Annotated in this window: 14 protein-coding genes; 7 read left to right on the top strand and 7 right to left on the bottom strand. The window is 70.8% G+C overall.

What is annotated here, in order from left to right; translation table 11 throughout:
* Positions 1–38: 38 nt before the first annotated feature.
* Complete coding sequence (locus EAO75_RS48600; protein ID WP_410092390.1) at positions 39–356, bottom strand: hypothetical protein; 318 nt, start codon at positions 354–356, stop codon at positions 39–41.
* 30 nt (positions 357–386) lie between these two features.
* Here EAO75_RS48600 and EAO75_RS17270 point away from each other — a divergent pair, with 30 nt between their 5' ends.
* On the top strand, positions 387–1,217 hold the full coding sequence (locus EAO75_RS17270; protein WP_147995933.1) for a helix-turn-helix domain-containing protein: 831 nt from the start codon (positions 387–389) through the stop codon (positions 1,215–1,217).
* Here the strand turns inward: EAO75_RS17270 and EAO75_RS17265 are convergent.
* Positions 1,199–1,624, bottom strand: coding sequence for a hypothetical protein (locus EAO75_RS17265; protein ID WP_147995932.1), 426 nt, complete (start codon positions 1,622–1,624; stop codon positions 1,199–1,201). The genes EAO75_RS17270 and EAO75_RS17265 overlap by 19 nt on opposite strands.
* A 273-nt stretch (positions 1,625–1,897) precedes the next feature.
* Between EAO75_RS17265 and EAO75_RS17260 the strand changes: the two genes are divergently transcribed.
* The 6 genes from EAO75_RS17260 (at position 1,898) to narI (ending at position 10,374) form a co-directional block, all read left to right on the top strand.
* A complete protein-coding gene (locus tag EAO75_RS17260; protein WP_147995931.1) occupies positions 1,898–2,761 on the top strand; it encodes a helix-turn-helix domain-containing protein in 864 nt (287 codons plus the stop codon).
* 172 nt (positions 2,762–2,933) lie between these two features.
* The gene (locus EAO75_RS17255; RefSeq protein WP_147995930.1) at positions 2,934–3,749 is read left to right on the top strand and encodes an SAM-dependent methyltransferase; all 816 of its coding nucleotides are present in this window, start codon (positions 2,934–2,936) and stop codon (positions 3,747–3,749) included.
* Positions 3,750–3,828: 79 nt separating this feature from the next.
* The gene (locus tag EAO75_RS17250) at positions 3,829–7,530 is read left to right on the top strand and encodes a nitrate reductase subunit alpha (protein WP_187284474.1); all 3,702 of its coding nucleotides are present in this window, start codon (positions 3,829–3,831) and stop codon (positions 7,528–7,530) included.
* Positions 7,530–9,161, top strand: coding sequence for a nitrate reductase subunit beta (gene narH, locus EAO75_RS17245; protein ID WP_147995929.1), 1,632 nt, complete (start codon positions 7,530–7,532; stop codon positions 9,159–9,161). Before EAO75_RS17250 ends, narH begins: the two co-directional genes overlap by 1 nt.
* A complete protein-coding gene (gene narJ, locus EAO75_RS17240) occupies positions 9,161–9,655 on the top strand; it encodes a nitrate reductase molybdenum cofactor assembly chaperone (RefSeq protein WP_147995928.1) in 495 nt (164 codons plus the stop codon). The genes narH and narJ overlap by 1 nt, the downstream gene beginning before the upstream one ends.
* Positions 9,652–10,374: a respiratory nitrate reductase subunit gamma gene (gene narI, locus EAO75_RS17235; RefSeq protein WP_147995927.1), complete on the top strand. Its 723-nt coding sequence runs from the start codon at positions 9,652–9,654 to the stop codon at positions 10,372–10,374. Before narJ ends, narI begins: the two co-directional genes overlap by 4 nt.
* A gap of 10 nt (positions 10,375–10,384) precedes the next feature.
* Here the strand turns inward: narI and dnaK are convergent, their stop codons facing one another.
* From dnaK to EAO75_RS17210, 5 genes are all read right to left on the bottom strand, one after another.
* On the bottom strand, positions 10,385–12,262 hold the full coding sequence (gene dnaK / locus EAO75_RS17230; protein WP_147995926.1) for a molecular chaperone DnaK: 1,878 nt from the start codon (positions 12,260–12,262) through the stop codon (positions 10,385–10,387).
* 114 nt (positions 12,263–12,376) lie between these two features.
* Entirely contained in the window at positions 12,377–13,096 is a 720-nt protein-coding gene (locus EAO75_RS17225) for a glycerophosphodiester phosphodiesterase family protein (RefSeq protein WP_147995925.1), read from the bottom strand.
* Between the two features lie 88 nt (positions 13,097–13,184).
* The gene (locus EAO75_RS17220) at positions 13,185–13,613 is read right to left on the bottom strand and encodes an OsmC family protein (RefSeq protein ID WP_147995924.1); all 429 of its coding nucleotides are present in this window, start codon (positions 13,611–13,613) and stop codon (positions 13,185–13,187) included.
* A gap of 66 nt (positions 13,614–13,679) precedes the next feature.
* Complete coding sequence (locus tag EAO75_RS17215; protein WP_147995923.1) at positions 13,680–15,485, bottom strand: DUF2201 family putative metallopeptidase; 1,806 nt, start codon at positions 15,483–15,485, stop codon at positions 13,680–13,682.
* Positions 15,482–16,543 (bottom strand): ATP-binding protein, encoded by a 1,062-nt coding sequence (locus EAO75_RS17210; protein WP_147995922.1) that lies wholly within the window; start codon positions 16,541–16,543, stop codon positions 15,482–15,484. Before EAO75_RS17210 ends, EAO75_RS17215 begins: the two co-directional genes overlap by 4 nt.
* Positions 16,544–16,612: the final 69 nt, after the last annotated feature.

Here is a 16,612-nt window from a genome sequence, read left to right as displayed (position 1 = left end):
CCGGGCGCGACGGCCCTGGTCAGACGCATGCCCCATGGTCAGCGGCGCACACTTTCGGCCGCCGGGCCGTCGGCGAGCGCGGCGAGCGCGGCGATCTGCGACCGCCGCGTGGTACCCGGTGGGGTGACCGTGGGTGATCCGGGCGGCACGGGCGGCCATGGTGAAGGCCACGTCGGCGGCTTCACCAGGCCGAAGGGGGCCGAGCGCATCACCGCGGCGCAGCCCTTGGAGTCGGGGTTGACCTGGCCGGGCTTGCGGTCGAGCGCAAGGTGCGGTCGGGGGTGTACTCCCCCAGAGGGGCCCACGCGGGCGCGGTACACGGTCCCCCACCAGGAACGACGTCCCAGCCCGGCCATTCCACCCGCTCCTCGACTACGGTCGTAACCATGACCATCGTCCCGTCCGGCAGCGCCCAGCCCGTCATCGCCCCCTCCGGTCAGGGCGTCGGCCCCTTGTTGCGGGCCTGGCGGGAGCAACGGCGGGTCAGCCAGCTGGAGTTGGCGCTGCGGGCCGATTCCTCGGCACGGCACATCAGCTTCATCGAGACGGGCCGCTCCCGGCCCAGCGAGGAGATGGTGCTGCGGCTGGCCGAGCACCTGGAGGTGCCGGTGCGCGAGCGCAACGCGCTGCTGCTGGCCGCCGGCTACGCCCCGCACTACCCGGAGACCCCCCTCGACGACCCGGCTCTGGACGCGCTGCGCGCGGGCATGGAACAGCTGATCCAGGGCTACGAGCCGTACCCGGCGCTCGTGGTGGACGCGATGTACAACGTGCACGCGGCCAACCGGGGCATCCTCATGCTCCTCGACGACATCCCCGAGCACCTCCTGGAACCCCCGCTCAACGCGATGCGCCTGACCCTGCACCCGGAGGGCCTCGCGCCGCGCATCCGCAACCTGCGCGAGTGGCGCGGCCATCTCCTCTCCCAGATGGAACGGCAGATCGCCCTGCACCGCTCCGAACCGCTGCGCCGGCTGTACGAGGAGGTCGCCGCGTACCCGGTGCCCGCGGACGCGCCGGGCCCGGAACCGGACGAGCCCGTCCCGTACTTCGCGCTGCCGATGCAGATCGAGCACGAGGGCCGCGTGCTGTCCTTCATCTCCTCCATCTCCACCTTCAACACGCCCATGGACGTGACCGTCGCCGAGCTGGCCATCGAGACACTGCTCCCGGCCGACCCGGCGACGGTCAAGTACCTTCAGTCGCTGCTGCCCTGACGAGCCTTCAGAGCCGTGTGCTGAAGCGCCGCGAACCCGGCCACGGTCACCGCCTGCACGACGGTCCACACGGCACCCGAGGTGGACGGCGACAGCCACACCGCCAGCGCGACGAGACTCAGCACCGCCCATGCGAGGTTGGCTTCGATCACGGCACGCACCGGGAGAGCGGCGGGCCGGGCACGGGAGGCGAGCAGCCCGACGCCGCCGGCGTACACCGCGAGGAACGCGCCGAGCGCGATCAGCAGCCCCGAGTCGACCCCGAGAAGCCGGCCGAGCGGGCCGGACGCGACGAGATAGGCGAGCCCGTTCGCCCCGGTCACCACGGCGTCCAGGGCCAGAAAACGGCGCAGCACGGTCTGCGGGTCGGAGGTCCGGGCAAGCGCGGCAAGCGAGGTGGCGGACATGACGAGTCACCCTCCGTCGGGGTCGAGTGGCGTGCGACAGGACCCGGATTCCGGACCGGAGTGCGCCGGCCCGGAATCCGGTGCCTCAACGGTCTCGCGGAGCAGCGGGCCGGTCGATTACCTGCGGGGTAATGGCAACGCCCTCAGGGCGCGGGGAACCGCGCAACCAGCCCCCACCGGCCCGCAGTCGGCAGCCAGGACCGGCCACCCCCATGGGTAACCGGAACGTGGCACACTGCATCCCGTACTTCCGGCGCGTAGGGGAGGCGTGGCGTGAGTGAGCGGCGGCCCGCGCCCACCGTGGGCCAGGTGGTGCTCGGCAAACGCTTGCAGGAACTGCGAGAGGCGTCCGGCCTGGGACGCGACGAGGCCGCGCAGGTCCTGCGCGTGACCGCGGCGACGATACGTCGCATGGAGACGGCCGAGGTCGCCCTGAAGATCCCGTACGTGCAGGTGCTCCTGGAGACGTACGGCGTCCCGGACGACGAGGCGGCCGCGTTCGTCTCGCTGACCGAGGAGGCCAACCAGCCGGGCTGGTGGCAGCGGTTCCACGACGTGCTGCCGGACTGGTTCAGTCTGTATGTGAGCCTGGAGGGCGCCGCGCGGATCATCCGGTCCTACGAGCCGCACTTCGTGCCCGGCCTGCTCCAGACGGAGGAGTACGCCCGTGCCGTGATGCGGGCCGGAACCATCGGGCAGACCGGGCCGCAGACCGTGGAGCGGCATGTGTCCCTGCGCATGGAGCGCCAGCGGCTGCTGGAGCGCCCGGACCCGCCCCACCTGTGGGTGATCATGGACGAGACGGTGCTGCGGCGCCCGGTGAGCGGTGGTGGCGTGGTGATGCGCGACCAGGTGGACAGGCTTCTGGAGTTCGCCGAGCGCGACCGTGTCACGCTCCAGATCGCCGAGTTCGCCTTCGGCCCGCACCCGGGGACGTACGCGCCCTTCACCCTGTTCCGCTTCGGAGAGCCGGAGCTGCCCGACATGGTCTACACGGAGTATCTGAGCGGCGCCCTGTATCTGGACTCCCGCACGGAGGTCGCCGCGCATCTGGAGGTCCTGGACCACATGTCGACGGCCGCCGCGTCGGCGGAGCGCACGAAGAAGATCCTGCGGGAGTACCGCGAGACCTGTTGAGTACAGCGAGACCAGTTGAGTACCGCGAGACCTGTTGAGTACAGCGAGACCAGTTGAGTACCGCGAGACCTGTTGAGTACCGCGAGACCTGTTGAGTACCGCGAGACCTGTTGAGACACAGCACCGGCAGAGCACCACCACGGCGATCGAGCCCACGAGGAGACCGCACCGCATGACCGGATCCGAGTCCGCGCCCGCCCGCGTCGACACCAGCCGGCCGCATCCGGCGCGCGTCTACGACTGGTGGCTGGGCGGCAAGGACAACTACCCGGTGGACGAGGAGCTGGCCCGGAAGATCCTCGCCGTGGACGGCACGGTCCTGCGCGGTGCGCGCGCGAACCGCCGGTTCATGCACCGGGCCGTGCGCACGGCCGCCGAGGCCGGGGTGCGCCAGTTCCTGGACATCGGCACCGGCATCCCCACTGAGCCCAATCTGCACCAGGTCGCGCAGGGCGTCGCGCCGGAGTCCAGGGTCGTCTACGCCGACAACGACCCGATCGTGCTGCGGCACGCGGAGGCGCTGCTGCACGGGTCCGCCGAGGGCGGCACGGACTATGTGCACGCCGACGTCCGGGACGTGGACGCCCTGCTGAGCCGGGCCGGCGAGTCCCTGGACTTCGCCCGGCCGGTCGCACTGTCGCTGGTGGCGCTGACCCACTACCTGGGCGAGGACCCCGACGGCGACGACGTGTACGGCCTGCTGGAGAGGTACGTCGACACGCTGGCCCCGGGCAGCTACCTGATCCTGTCCCAGGTCACCCCGGACCTCAGCCCGCAGGCCATCGAGAACGCGGCGAACCACTTCCGGCGCAGCGGCACCCCGTTCTTCCCCCGCTCGCTCGCCGAGTTCTCGCGCTTCTTCGACGGCCTTGAGCTGCTCGGCCCGGGTGTCATCCCGGTCTACGGCTGGCGTCCGGAGCCGGCGGACGTGGCGGCCCAGGCGGAGGGCATCGTGCCCGTGTACGCGGGGGTCGCCCGCAAGCCCTGACCCGTACGGGCGCCGAGAACGGGTGCGCTCCCCCGCCTCGCCCTAGGTTCGTGATCAGGGCAAGCAAGGGAGCGCGCCTGTGACCGACACCCGGATACCGCCCACGACGCCCACGCCACCCGCCGAGCCGGGCGCGGCGCTGCTGAAGGCCGGCAGGTTCTTCCGGCCGGGCACGCCCGCGCGCGATCTGCACAGCGTGGCGCTGACCGGCGGGCGGGAGGCGGACGCGTTCTACCGGGACCGGTGGAGCCACGACAAGGTCGTGAACTCCACGCACGGCGTGAACTGCACGGGCTCCTGCCGCTGGAAGGTGTACGTCAAGGACGGCATCATCACCTGGGAGTCCCAGCAGACGGACTATCCGAGCGTCGGCCCCGACCGCCCCGAGTACGAGCCCCGCGGCTGCCCGCGCGGCGCCGCCTTCTCCTGGTACACCTACTCCCCGACCCGGGTCCGCTACCCGTACATCAGGGGCGTCCTCCTGCAGATGTACCGGGAGGCGAAGGAACGCCTCCGCGACCCCGTCCTGGCCTGGGCGGACATCCAGGGCGACCCCGAGCGCCGCCGCCGCTACCAGCAGGCGCGCGGCAAGGGCGGCCTGGTGCGGGCGAGTTGGGACGAGGCGGTCGAGATGGTCGCGGCGGCGCACGTCCACACCATCAAGACTCACGGCCCCGACCGCATCGCCGGTTTCTCCCCCATCCCCGCGATGTCGATGGTGTCGCACGCGGCGGGCGCCCGCTTCCACTCCCTGATCGGCGCCCCGATGCTGTCGTTCTACGACTGGTACGCGGATCTGCCCGTCGCCTCCCCGCAGGTCTTCGGCGACCAGACCGACGTACCGGAGTCGGGCGACTGGTGGGACGCGGCGTATCTGGTGATGTGGGGCTCGAACGTCCCGGTGACCCGCACGCCCGACGCGCACTGGATGGCGGAGGCCCGCTACCGGGGCCAGAAGGTCGTGGTGGTCGCCCCGGACTACGCCGACAACGCCAAGTTCGCCGACGAGTGGCTGCATCCGCATCCCGGCACGGACGGCGCGCTGGCCCTGGCCATGGGGCACGTCGTCCTCAAGGAGTTCTTCGTCGACCGGGAGACCCCGTTCTTCGCGGACTACGTACGGCAGTTCACCGACCTGCCCTTCCTGGTCACCCTGGAGGAGCGGGACGGCGCCTACGTCCCCGCGAAGTTCCTGCGCGCCTCGGACCTGGGGCAGGAGGGCGAGGGCGCCGCGTGGAAGACGGTCGTGCTGGACGAGGTGTCGGGTCGCGCGCTCGCACCGAACGGCTCCCTCGGCTTTCGCTGGACCGAGTCGGGCAAGGGCAGCTGGAACCTCGAACTCGGCGACATCCGGCCCCGGTTGAGCCTGTACGGCAGTGCGGTGTCCGCGGGTGTCGAGGTGCTGCTGCCCCGCTTCGACACCGAGGGCGGGCCGCACGGGCAGGGGCGCGGCGAGGTCATACGCCGTGGCGTCCCGGTGACCAAGCTCGGCGGCGCGAACGGCCCGCTGGTGACGACCGTCTTCGACCTGCTGCTCGCGCAGTACGGGGTGGCGCGGCCGGGGCTGCCGGGCCGCTGGCCCGCGTCGTACGACGACGCCGATTCGCCCGGCACGCCGGCCTGGCAGGAGGCGCACACCTCCGTCCCGGCGGCCAAGTGCGTGCGGATCGCGAGGGAGTTCGCGGACACCGCCGAGCGGTCGAAGGGCCGCTGCATGATCCTGATGGGCGCCGGCACCAACCACTGGTTCCACTCCGAGACGATCTACCGCACCTTCCTCGCCCTGCTCCAGCTCACCGGCTGCCAGGGCCGCAACGGCGGCGGCTGGGCGCACTACGTCGGCCAGGAGAAGTGCCGCCCGGTGACCGGCTGGGCGACGCTCGCGGCCGCGTCGGACTGGTCACGCCCGCCGCGCCAGATGATCGGCACGGCGTACTGGTTCCTGAACACCGACCAGTGGCGCTACGACCGGTTCACGGCCGACGTGCTCGCCTCGCCCTTGGGCACGGGGCGGTTCCGGGGGATGACGGGCGCGGACTGCCTGGCGCTGTCGGCGCGTGCGGGGTGGATGCCGTCGTATCCGACCTTCGACCGCAACCCGCTGGAGCTCGGCGAGGTGTTCGGCGATCCTGTGTCGCGGGTGGTGGCCGAACTGCGCGCGGGGACGCTGAAGTTCGCCTGCGAGGACCCGGACGCGCCGGAGAACTGGCCGCGCATTGTGACGCTGTGGCGGGCCAACCTGCTCGGCTCGTCGGCGAAGGGCGCGGAGTACTTCACCCGGCACCTGCTCGGCACGCACTCCTCGCTCCGGGCCGAGGAGGCGCCCGAGGACGTCCGCCCGAACGAGGTGGCCTGGCACGACGAGGCGCCCGAGGGCAAGCTCGACCTGCTGCTGTCGCTGGACTTCCGCCAGACGTCGTCCACGCTGTTGTCGGACGTCGTCCTGCCCGCCGCCACCTGGTACGAGAAGCACGACCTGTCCAGCACGGACATGCACCCCTTCGTCCACTCCTTCACCCCGGCCGTCGATCCGCCGTGGCAGGCGCGCACCGACTTCGACGCGTTCAAGGCGCTGGCCGAGCGGCTCAGCGAGCTGGCCGTCGACCATCTCGGCGTGCGCAAGGACCTGGTGGCCACGCCGCTCCAGCACGACACCCCGGGCGAGATCGCCCAGCCGGGCGGGGTCGTCCTGGACTGGAGGCGCGGGGAGTGCGATCCGGTGCCCGGGAAGACCCTGCCGAACCTGACCGTCGTGGAGCGGGACTACACGGCGATCGGCGCCAAGTTCGCCTCGCTCGGGCCGCTGGTGGAGCAACTCGGGCTGCCCGCCAAGGGCATCACGCTGCGGCCGGACGAGGAGGTCGAGGACCTGCGCCGGCTGAACGGCGTGACGGGCGACGGCCGGCCCTGCCTCGACACGGCCGTGAAGGCGGCGAACACCATCCTCGCCCTGTCCGGCAGCACCAACGGCCGCCTCGCCACCCAGGGCTTCCGCACCCTGGAGGCCCGCACCGGGCGGGAGATGGCGCACCTGGCGGCCGAGCACGAGGGCAAGCGGATCACGTACGCGGACACGCAGGCCGCGCCCGTGCCGGTGATCACCTCACCGGAGTGGTCGGGCAGCGAGTCGGGCGGGCGGCGCTACACCGCCTTCACCCTCAACACCGAGCACCTCAAGCCCTGGCACACCCTCACCGGCCGCCAGCACTTCTTCCTCGACCACGACTGGATCCACGAGCTGGGTGAGGCTCTTCCCGTCTACCGGCCGCCGCTGGACATGAACAAGCTGTTCGGCGAACCGCGCCTGGGACCGGACGGGCAGAAGGAGGTGACGGTCCGCTATCTCACCCCGCACAACAAGTGGTCCATCCACTCGGAGTACCAGGACAACCTGTTCATGCTGGCCCTCTCCCGGGGCGGCCAGAACATCTGGATGTCCCCGCAGGACGCCGACGCGATCGGTGTCGTCGACAACGACTGGGTGGAGGCGGCCAACCGCAACGGCGTGGTCGTCGCCCGGGCCGTCGTCTCGCACCGGATGCCGGCCGGCACCGTCTACATGCATCACGCGCAGGAACGCACCATCGCCGTCCCGAAGACGGAGGCCACCGGCAGGCGCGGCGGCATCCACAACTCGCTCACCCGGCTGATCCTCAAGCCGTCCCATCTCGTCGGCGGGTACGCCCAGCTCTCCTGGGCGTTCAACTACCTCGGCCCGACAGGCAACCAGCGCGACGAGGTGACGGTCATCCGCCGCCGCAGCCAGGAGGTCGAGTACTGATGCGTCCGATGGCCCAGATCGCGATGGTGATGAACCTCGACAAGTGCATCGGCTGTCACACCTGCTCGGTCACCTGCAAGCAGGCGTGGACCAACCGGCGCGGCATGGAGTACGTCTGGTTCAACAACGTCGAGACCCGCCCCGGCCAGGGCTACCCGCGCCGCTACGAGGACCAGGAGCGCTGGCGCGGCGGCTGGGAGCTGAACCGGCGCGGCGCGCTGAAGCTGAAGGCGGGCGGCCGCTTCCGCAAACTCGCCGGGATCTTCTCCAACCCCGAACTGCCGGAGATCAAGGACTACTACGAGCCCTGGACGTACGACTACAAGAACCTCACCGACGCCCCACTGGGCGACGACTACCCGGTCGCGCGGCCGATCTCCCAGCTCGACGGCAAGCCGATGAAGATCGAGTGGTCGGCGAACTGGGACGACAACCTCGCCGGCGCCCCCGCCTACGGTGACCTCGACCCGATGGTCGAACAGGCCCGTCAGCAGGCCTCCGACAAGGTGCGGTTCGAGTTCGAGCAGAGCTTCATGTTCTATCTGCCGCGCATCTGCGAGCACTGCCTCAACCCGTCCTGTGTGGCCGCGTGCCCGTCGGGGGCGATGTACAAGCGGGCGGAGGACGGCATCGTCCTCGTCGACCAGGACCGGTGCCGGGGCTGGCGGATGTGCGTGACGGGATGCCCGTACAAGAAGGTGTACTTCAACCACGCCACCGGCAAGGCCGAGAAGTGCACGATGTGCTATCCGCGGGTCGAGGTCGGTCTGCCGACGGTCTGCTCGGAGACCTGCGTGGGCCGGCTGCGCTACCTCGGGGTGGTGCTCTACGACGCGGACAGGGTGACGGCCGCGGCCTCCGTCCCGCGCGAACGGGACCTGTACGAGGCGCAGTTGGGTGTCTTCCTCGACCCGGAGGACAGCGAGGTGCGGCGGGCGTGCGAGGAGGCGGGAATCCCGTACGACTGGCTGGAGGCGGCCCGCCGCTCGCCCGTGCACGCGCTGATCAGCAAGTACCGGGTGGCGCTGCCGCTGCATCCGGAGTACCGGACGATGCCGATGGTCTGGTACATCCCTCCGCTGTCCCCGGTGGTGGACGCGCTGGCGGAGACCGGGCACGACGGCGAGCACGCGGGGAATCTGTTCGGCGCGATCGACAGTCTGCGCATCCCGCTGGAGTATCTGGCGGGGATGTTCACGGCCGGCGCCATCGGCCCGGTCCGCTCCTCGCTGGAGAAGCTCGCCGCGATGCGCTCCCACATGCGGGCGATCAACCTCGGGGAGGAACCGGATCCCTCGGTGCCGGCCGCGGTGGGCATGGCGGCCGGGGAGATCGAGGAGATGTACCGGCTGCTGGCGATCGCCAAGTACGAGGACCGGTACGTCATTCCGACGGCGGCCGTCGGCGACGCCCGGCGCCTTGAGGAGTCGGCGCTGCCACAGGGGTGCAGCCTCGACTTCGACGGCGGGCCCGGGATGGGCGGGGACGGGCCGGTCGGCCAGGACTCGGGCCGCAAGCTGCTGCCGCTGGTGACGGTGGAGAACTTCCATGCCCTGCGCCGACGACAGACCTCGGACGACGCCGCCGACGCGGCCGAGTTGACCCGCACAGCCGACGTCGAGGAGACCTGATGCCGTCCTTCGAGGTGCTCTACCAGGCGGCCGCGCTCTGTCTGACCTACCCCGACGACGACTTCCGCGCCCGGCTGCCCCTGCTGCGCGAGGCCGCCCCGCAGCTGCGGGAGTTCACCGACCACGCGGCGGTCACCGAGCCGCAGGAACTGGCCGCGCACTACGTCGAGGTCTTCGACTTCAAGAACCGCCACAGCCTGTATCTGACCTGGTGGCTCGACGGGGACACCCGGCGGCGCGGCATGTCGCTGCTCCGCTTCAAGGACGTCTACCGCGCCCACGGCCTGGAGCTCACCGGCGAGGAACTGCCCGACTTCCTGCCCGCGGTCCTGGAGTTCGCGGCCCGCACCGGCGACACCGACCTGCTGCTGGAACACCGCGAGTGCCTGGAGCAGCTCCGCGCCCGGCTCACCGACTTCGGCACACCGTACGCGTCCGTCCTGGACGCCGTGTGCGCCACCCTGCCGACCGCACACCCGGGGGTGCGCCCATGACCACGCTTCTGTGGGGCGTCCTGCCCTACGTCACCTTCGCCCTGCTGGTCGCCGGCCTGGTCTGGCGCCACCGCTACGACCGCTTCGGCTGGACGACCCGCTCCTCCCAGGTCTACGAGTCGAGGCTGCTGAACATCGCCTCGCCCGCCTTCCACTACGGCATCCTGTTCGTGCTGGTCGGCCATCTGGTGGGGCTGTTCGTCCCCGAGTCCTGGACGGACTCGCTCGGCGTGAGCGAGCACACGTACCACCTGTTCTCCCTTTACGGCGGTACGGCGGCGGGAGTGGTGACGGTCGCCGGGATCGCGCTGCTGCTGTACCGCCGGCGCACCAACGCACCGGTGTTCCGGGCGACGACGACCAACGACAAGCTCATGTACGTCGTGCTGGTGGCGGCGATCGTGATGGGCATGGTCGCCAAGCTGGCCCACTCGTCCGGCGACGGCTACGACTACCGCCAGTCCATCGCCCCTTGGGCCCGCAGCCTGTTCACCCTCCAGCCGGACCTGGTCCGGATGCAGGGCGTGCCGGTGCTGTACCAGATCCACGCGGTGATCGGCATGGCGCTGATCGCGCTGGTGCCGTACACCCGGCTGGTGCACATGTTCAGTGCGCCGGTGCAGTACCTGTTCCGGCCGTACCTGGTGTACCGCAGCCGCGACCCCGAGCAACTGGGGCCGCGGCCGGAGCGGCGGGGCTGGGAGAGGACCGGGTCCTAGGCGGCGGCCCTCACGCGGCCCCGCCCTTCTGGTCCTTCTCGTCGTCGACGATCTCCGCGTCCACCACGTCGTCGTCCTGCGGTGCGGTCTGCTCCGTGCCGTTGCCGGCGGCGGTGGCGCCGTCGCTCGGGGCCTGCTGGGCCTGGGCGTACATCGCCTGGCCCATCTGCTGGCTGACCGTGGCGAGTTTCTCGATGCCGGTGCGCAGGACGTTCGTCTCGGCGTTCTGCTCCAGCTGCTGTTTCAGGTCCGTGATCGCCGACTCGACCTCGGTCCTGGTGTCCGCCGGGACCTTGTCCTCGTTGTCGCGGAGGAACTTCTCGGTCTGGTAGACGAGCTGCTCGGCCTGGTTGCGGGTCTCGGCGGCCTCGCGGCGGTTACGGTCCTCGTCGGCGTACTGCTCGGCCTCCCGCATCATCCGGTCGATGTCGTCCTTCGGCAGTGCCGAGCCGCCGGTCACGGTCATCTTCTGCTCGCGGCCCGTCGCGAGGTCCTTCGCGGAGACGTGCATGATCCCGTTGGCGTCGATGTCGAAGGCGACCTCGATCTGCGGCACGCCGCGCGGGGCGGGCGGCAGGCCGGTGAGGTCGAAGACGCCGAGCTTCTTGTTGTAGGCCGCGATCTCGCGTTCGCCCTGGTAGACCTGGATGCCGACCGAGGGCTGGTTGTCGGCGGCGGTCGTGAAGATCTCCGAACGCCGGGTCGGGATCGTGGTGTTGCGCTCGATCAGCTTCGTCATGATGCCGCCCTTGGTCTCGATGCCCAGGGACAGCGGGGTGACGTCGAGCAGGAGGACGTCCTTGACGTCGCCGCGGATGACACCCGCCTGGAGGGCCGCGCCGACGGCCACGACCTCGTCGGGGTTGACGCCCTTGTGCGGATCCTTGCCGGTGAGTTCCTTCACGAGGTCGGTGACGGCCGGCATGCGGGTGGAGCCGCCGACGAGGATGACGTGGTCGACCGCGGAGAGCTTGATGCCCGCGTCCTTGACCGCCTGGTGGAAGGGGGTCTTGCAGCGGTCGAGGAGGTCGGCGGTGAGCTCCTGGAACTGGGCGCGGGTCAGCTTCTCGTCGAGGTGGAGGGGGCCCTCGGCGGACGCGGTGATGTAGGGCAGGTTGATCGTCGTCTCGGAGGAGCTGGACAGCTCGATCTTGGCCTTCTCGGCGCCCTCGCGCAGCCGCTGCAGCGCCATCTTGTCGTTGCCGAGATCGATCCCGTACTGCCCCTTGAACTTCTTCACCAGGTACTCGACGACCCGCTGGTCCCAGTCGTCGCCGCCCAGGTGCGTGTCGCCGTTGGTGGCCTTGACCTCGATGACGCCGTCGCCGATCTCCAGCAGCGAGACGTCGAAGGTGCCGCCGCCGAGGTCGAAGACCAGCACCGTCTGCTCCTCGCCCCGGTCCAGGCCGTAGGCGAGGGCGGCGGCCGTGGGCTCGTTGATGATCCTGAGCACCTTCAGGCCCGCGATCTCCCCGGCCTCCTTGGTGGCCTGCCGCTGGGCGTCGTCGAAGTACGCGGGGACGGTGATCACCGCGTCGGTGACGTCCTCGCCGAGATAGGACTCGGCGTCCCGCTTCAGCTTCTGCAGCACCCGGGCCGACAGCTCCTGGGCCCGGTAGCGCGAGCCGTCGATGTCGCCCTGTTCGGGGAAGCGCCAGTTCGCGTCGCCCATGTACCGCTTCATGGAGCGGGCGGTGCGCTCGACGTTCGTCACCGCCTGCCGTTTGGCCACCTCACCGACGAGTACCTCGCCGTTCTTGGCAAAGGCCACGACCGACGGTGTGGTCCTGGCCCCCTCCGCATTGGCGACGACAGTGGGTTCGCCGCCCTCCAGGACGGCGACCACCGAGTTCGTGGTCCCCAGATCGATCCCGACCGCGCGTGCCATCGTTGTCCCCTTCCGCCAGGGCACCTCTTGAACTCCAGCACAAAACTTGAGTGGGCTCTTGTCAATGGGGCGAGTGACCCGGGGGCGGGTGCCGAACGAGGGCTGAGCGGGCGCTCAGCCCCGCAGGGCCAGGGCGCGGCGGGGCCGGTCGGTGATCAGGACGTCGACGCGCGGATCGGCCAGAAAGGCCCGCATCTGCCGGTCCTCGTTGACGGTCCACACCATGGTGAACAGTCCGTTGCGGGACGCCTCCCGCAACACGGTCGCACGCGCGAGGCGCTGGTGCACGGCGACGCCGGTCGCACCGCAGGCGCGGATCCGCCGCATGGGCAACAGCTCGCTCAGCCGGATCCGGGCCAGCCGCGCCGGCCCGACGCCTCCTCGGTGCCGCCCCAGCGACAGGGCCGTGCGCACCCGGGGAAAGGCCCGCGAGATCGCGGCGACGGAACGGTCCTCCAGGGTCGTGGCGACGAACCCGTCCTCCCCGAGCAGCGCGACCGCCCGCTCGACGAGCTCACGCTCGTATCCGGTCTCCTTCAGATCGAGGTGCCCTTCGAGCTTCCCGGCGATGAGCCCCATGACGTCGTCGACGACGGGCACGACGTACCCGGCACGCTCGCACAGCTCGGCGTAGGTGATCCGGGACAGCAGGGGTCCGATCGGGCCCACCCGGGCATCGTGATGGACGACGAACACGCCGTCCGCCGTCCGCCGAATGTCGAACTCCACATACTCGGCACCACTGAGCAGCGCATCCTCATACGCCTGCCAGGTAGCAGCACCGGCACGCTCGGTCCCACCACGGTGAGCGGAGACGGCGGGAGGTGAGGGCATCCTCGGTCGACTTCCTGAGACGGGGGCGGGGACCGCGCCCCCGAAGGGGCGCGGGGCGGCGTCGATATGCGGCTCCCCCAGCGGAGCGTTACGCCAGCTTGGCGGACAGCGTGATGTTCGTGCCCTTCAGCGCCTGGCTCACCGGGCAGTTGGCCTTGGCATCCTCCGCGGCAGCGACGAACGCCTCGTTGTCGATCCCCGGCACCGTCCCCTCGACCGTGAGGTGAATCCCCGTGATGCCCTCACCCGGCTGGAAGTTCACGTCGGCCGAGGTGACGAGCTTGGTGGGAGGCGTGCCCGCGCCGTGCAGGGCGTGCGACAGCGCCATGGAGAAGCAGCTGGAGTGCGCGGCGGCGATCAGCTCCTCCGGGCTGGTCTTGCCGTTCGCGTCCTGGGAGCGCGAGGCCCACGTGACCGGCTGCGCCTCGATGGCACCGGAAGAGTCGAAGTGGACGACACCGTTGCCCTCGAGCAGGTTGCCTTCCCAAACGGTGTGTGCGGAGCGCGTGGTAGCCACGATTCTTCCTTTCGCGTGGGGGCCCGTTTTCCTGGGTCCGTGCCCCCCATCCGATCACACTCGGGCTCAACTCACCCGGAAGACCGGCCCACGCGGGGTGAACGGCAGGCGACGGCCTTGCGGAATGAGGTACGCATGCTCGCGCCGCACCCGCAGCACATCGCACCAGCCGTCGGTGATGACGAGGACGGGCGCGCCCGGCGGGAAGTCGTCCGCGCGCTGGAGCAGGTCGATCCCGGGCTGCAGGACCGTACCGCCGCGCCCGTGCACCCGCACCCGCCCCGCGATGTCCGTCACCGGCACATAGCCGGCGTCGTGCGGCGCCACGTCGCAGAACACGACCCGCGCGGCCGGTACGTCCCGGGCGGCGGCGTAGGAGGCGATGGCGCCCAGCGCCTTGCCGAGCAGCACGCTGCCCATGGACGCCGAGGTGTCCAGGACGACGCCGAAGGTGCAGCGGGCGATCTCCTCGGGCGGGAAGTAGCGGCCGGCGCGCGGGATGTCGGGCGTCGACGCCTGACGGCGCGCGGGACGGGCGTACGTCCGCACCGGCTCGGGGCGTGGCACGAACTCGTCGAACCAGCGGGCGAGCCGGGCGTCCCAGGGCAGTGGCGGATGGCTGAGCGCGCGGATCTCCTGGACGAGACCGCCGGGCAGGAAGCCGCGCTCCTGCTGCTGGTGCAGATCGAGGCCGTGGGAGAGGCCGCGGCGGTAGAACTCGTCGAGGTCGCAGGCGTCGCCGGGCGCGCCGAGCGGGGCGCCCAGCACATCGCCGACGCCCTTGCCGCGCAGGGTGGCCAGCCGGCGTATCCGGCGCAGGTCGCCGGCGATCCGGTCGTATACCTCCTCGGCCGACAGGCCCGCCAACTCCTGGTCGCACAGCAGCCCTTGGGGCATCTCGCCGACCTGCATCTCGCGCAGCCAGCCGTTGATGACGTAGTCGCAGGCCACGTTGAAGAGGTAGGGGTCGCGGGCCCCGCAGCGGTCGCCGTGCCGCAGGGCGGCGTGCAGCATCTCGTGGGCGAGGATGAACCGCCATTCCTCGTCCTCGAAGTGGCGCAGCGGGTTGATGTAGATCTCGCCGGCCTCGGGGTTGACGGCGGCGACGGCGATGCCGTGCGCGCGGGCGAGTTCGGCGTCGGCGACCAGCTTGATGCCGGCCGCGATGCCGCCGAGCAGCGGGTAGGAGGTGATGAACCACTCCAGCGCCCACTGCCAGGGCCGCTTCTTGACGGGCTCGCCGTCCATGGAGTCGCGGCGGCCGCCCGCCAGGTCCATCGCGGTCGACACGGTCCGGGTCAGCGCGGTCGCGAACGCCAGCTGGTGGTCCGGGGGCGACCCGAACCAGCCCATCCACTCCACGAGCAGCAGGTCGGGCTCCGGGCCCGCCGTGCCGCAGCGCTCGTACGCGGCCGGTATGCCGTCGCGCCGCCAGCGCGCGGCGAGCTGTTCCTCGTCGCCGTCCGGGTAGGTCAGGGGCAGGTGGTCCGGGGCCGTGCCGACCGGGCTGCTGAGCAGGAAGCGGTTGACGACGGCGCAGCGGGCGGCGAGGTCGGCGCGGTCGGGCTGCACGGGCGTGCCCTTCTTGGAAGGGACGTGGCCGAAGCCGAGGTGCAGGACGGCGTGTGCGATGGCCCAGGCCCAGGTGGCGGGTTCGGTGAGCCGGTCGGGGTGGACGTGCAGGACGCCGTCGGATTCGACGCGAAGGAGGCCGTCGCGCGGCGCCTGTTCGCAGTTCTCGTGGCGGCAGACGGTGAACTCGACCGCGGCGAGCGCCGGGTTGGCCCGCACCAGCCGCATGCCCTCGGCGAAGGCCTCCGCCGCAAGGTCCCGCTTCTTCTTCCCTTTCCCCTTGTCGTGGGTGCGGCTCATCGCCGCGCCTCCACCAGCCGGGGCATGTCCCGCGCGGCTTCCACCAGGAACCAGGCCGGCAGTACGGGATTGCCGTCGGCGTCGGAGGCGATGACGCTCTGCGCGACCTCGACGGAGATCTCCGCGAGCTGCACCAGCAGCGACTTCGCGCGGTACGCGGTCTGCCGGCCGCTCGCCGACATGTGCTCCTTGCTGACCGGCAGTTCCTTGATCAGCCGGCCGCGGAAGGACTCGGCGAGGTAGTAGAGCAGGTCACGGTCCTGCATTCGGTGCGGCCAGCGGGCGTCGCCCTTGATGATCGCCTCGATGCCGTACTGGCTGCGCACGATCTTGACGTATCCGCAGAACGCGGTCGCATGCGTCGGCGTCAGCGTGCCGTGCGCCACGACCTTCAGGGTCTCCTCGTCGAGGTCGCGGCCGAAGGAGTGCAGCGCGTCGGAGAGCATGTGCCAGGAGCGGGGCGTGGAGAACGGCTCCTCGGTCTTCGGCGGCTTGGACCACAGGTGGTCGGGGCGGTCGGTGAGGTGGTCCAGGATCCACGGGTGGATGTCGTTGTTCGCGGCCCAGGTCAGCCAGTCCTTGGCGGACGCCTCCAGGTGGACGTGGGTGAGCCGGTTGACGAGGGCGGAGGCGATGGGGCGGGCCAGGGCGTTGTCCGTGGCGCGGTTTCCGGCGCCGATGACGATGGAGCCCTTCGGCAGTTCGTAGTTGCCGATACGGCGGTCCAGGATCAGCGAGTAGAACGCCTTCTGCACGTCCGGCGTCGCCGCGTTCAGCTCGTCCAGGAACAGGCAGTACGGCTCGTCGCGGGCGATGGCCTCCGGCGGGCAGAACACCGAGCGTCCGTCACGGATCTGCGGCACGCCGATCAGGTCCTCCGGCGCGAGCTGGGTGCCGAGCAGGCTCACGCACTCCAGCCCCAGCGACGCGGCGAAGTCCCTGACGAGGGACGACTTTCCGATGCCGGGAGCGCCCCAGATGAAGACCGGCCGCACGGTGGCGAGGCCGAGGAGGAGTTCGGGGATACGGGTGGGCGTGACGGTGACGGCTGCCTGCAAGGCAGGTGCTCCTTGGGAGTGTTCGAGCGGTTTGCGACTCGAACAGTGTGTGCCTGCGGCCCCTCGTAC

The sequence above is a fragment of the Streptomyces sp. UW30 genome (assembly GCF_008042075.1).
GTDB lineage: Bacteria > Actinomycetota > Actinomycetes > Streptomycetales > Streptomycetaceae > Streptomyces.
Note: the sequence above shows the minus strand (reverse complement) of the source record. Positions and strands in the feature narration are given on the sequence as shown.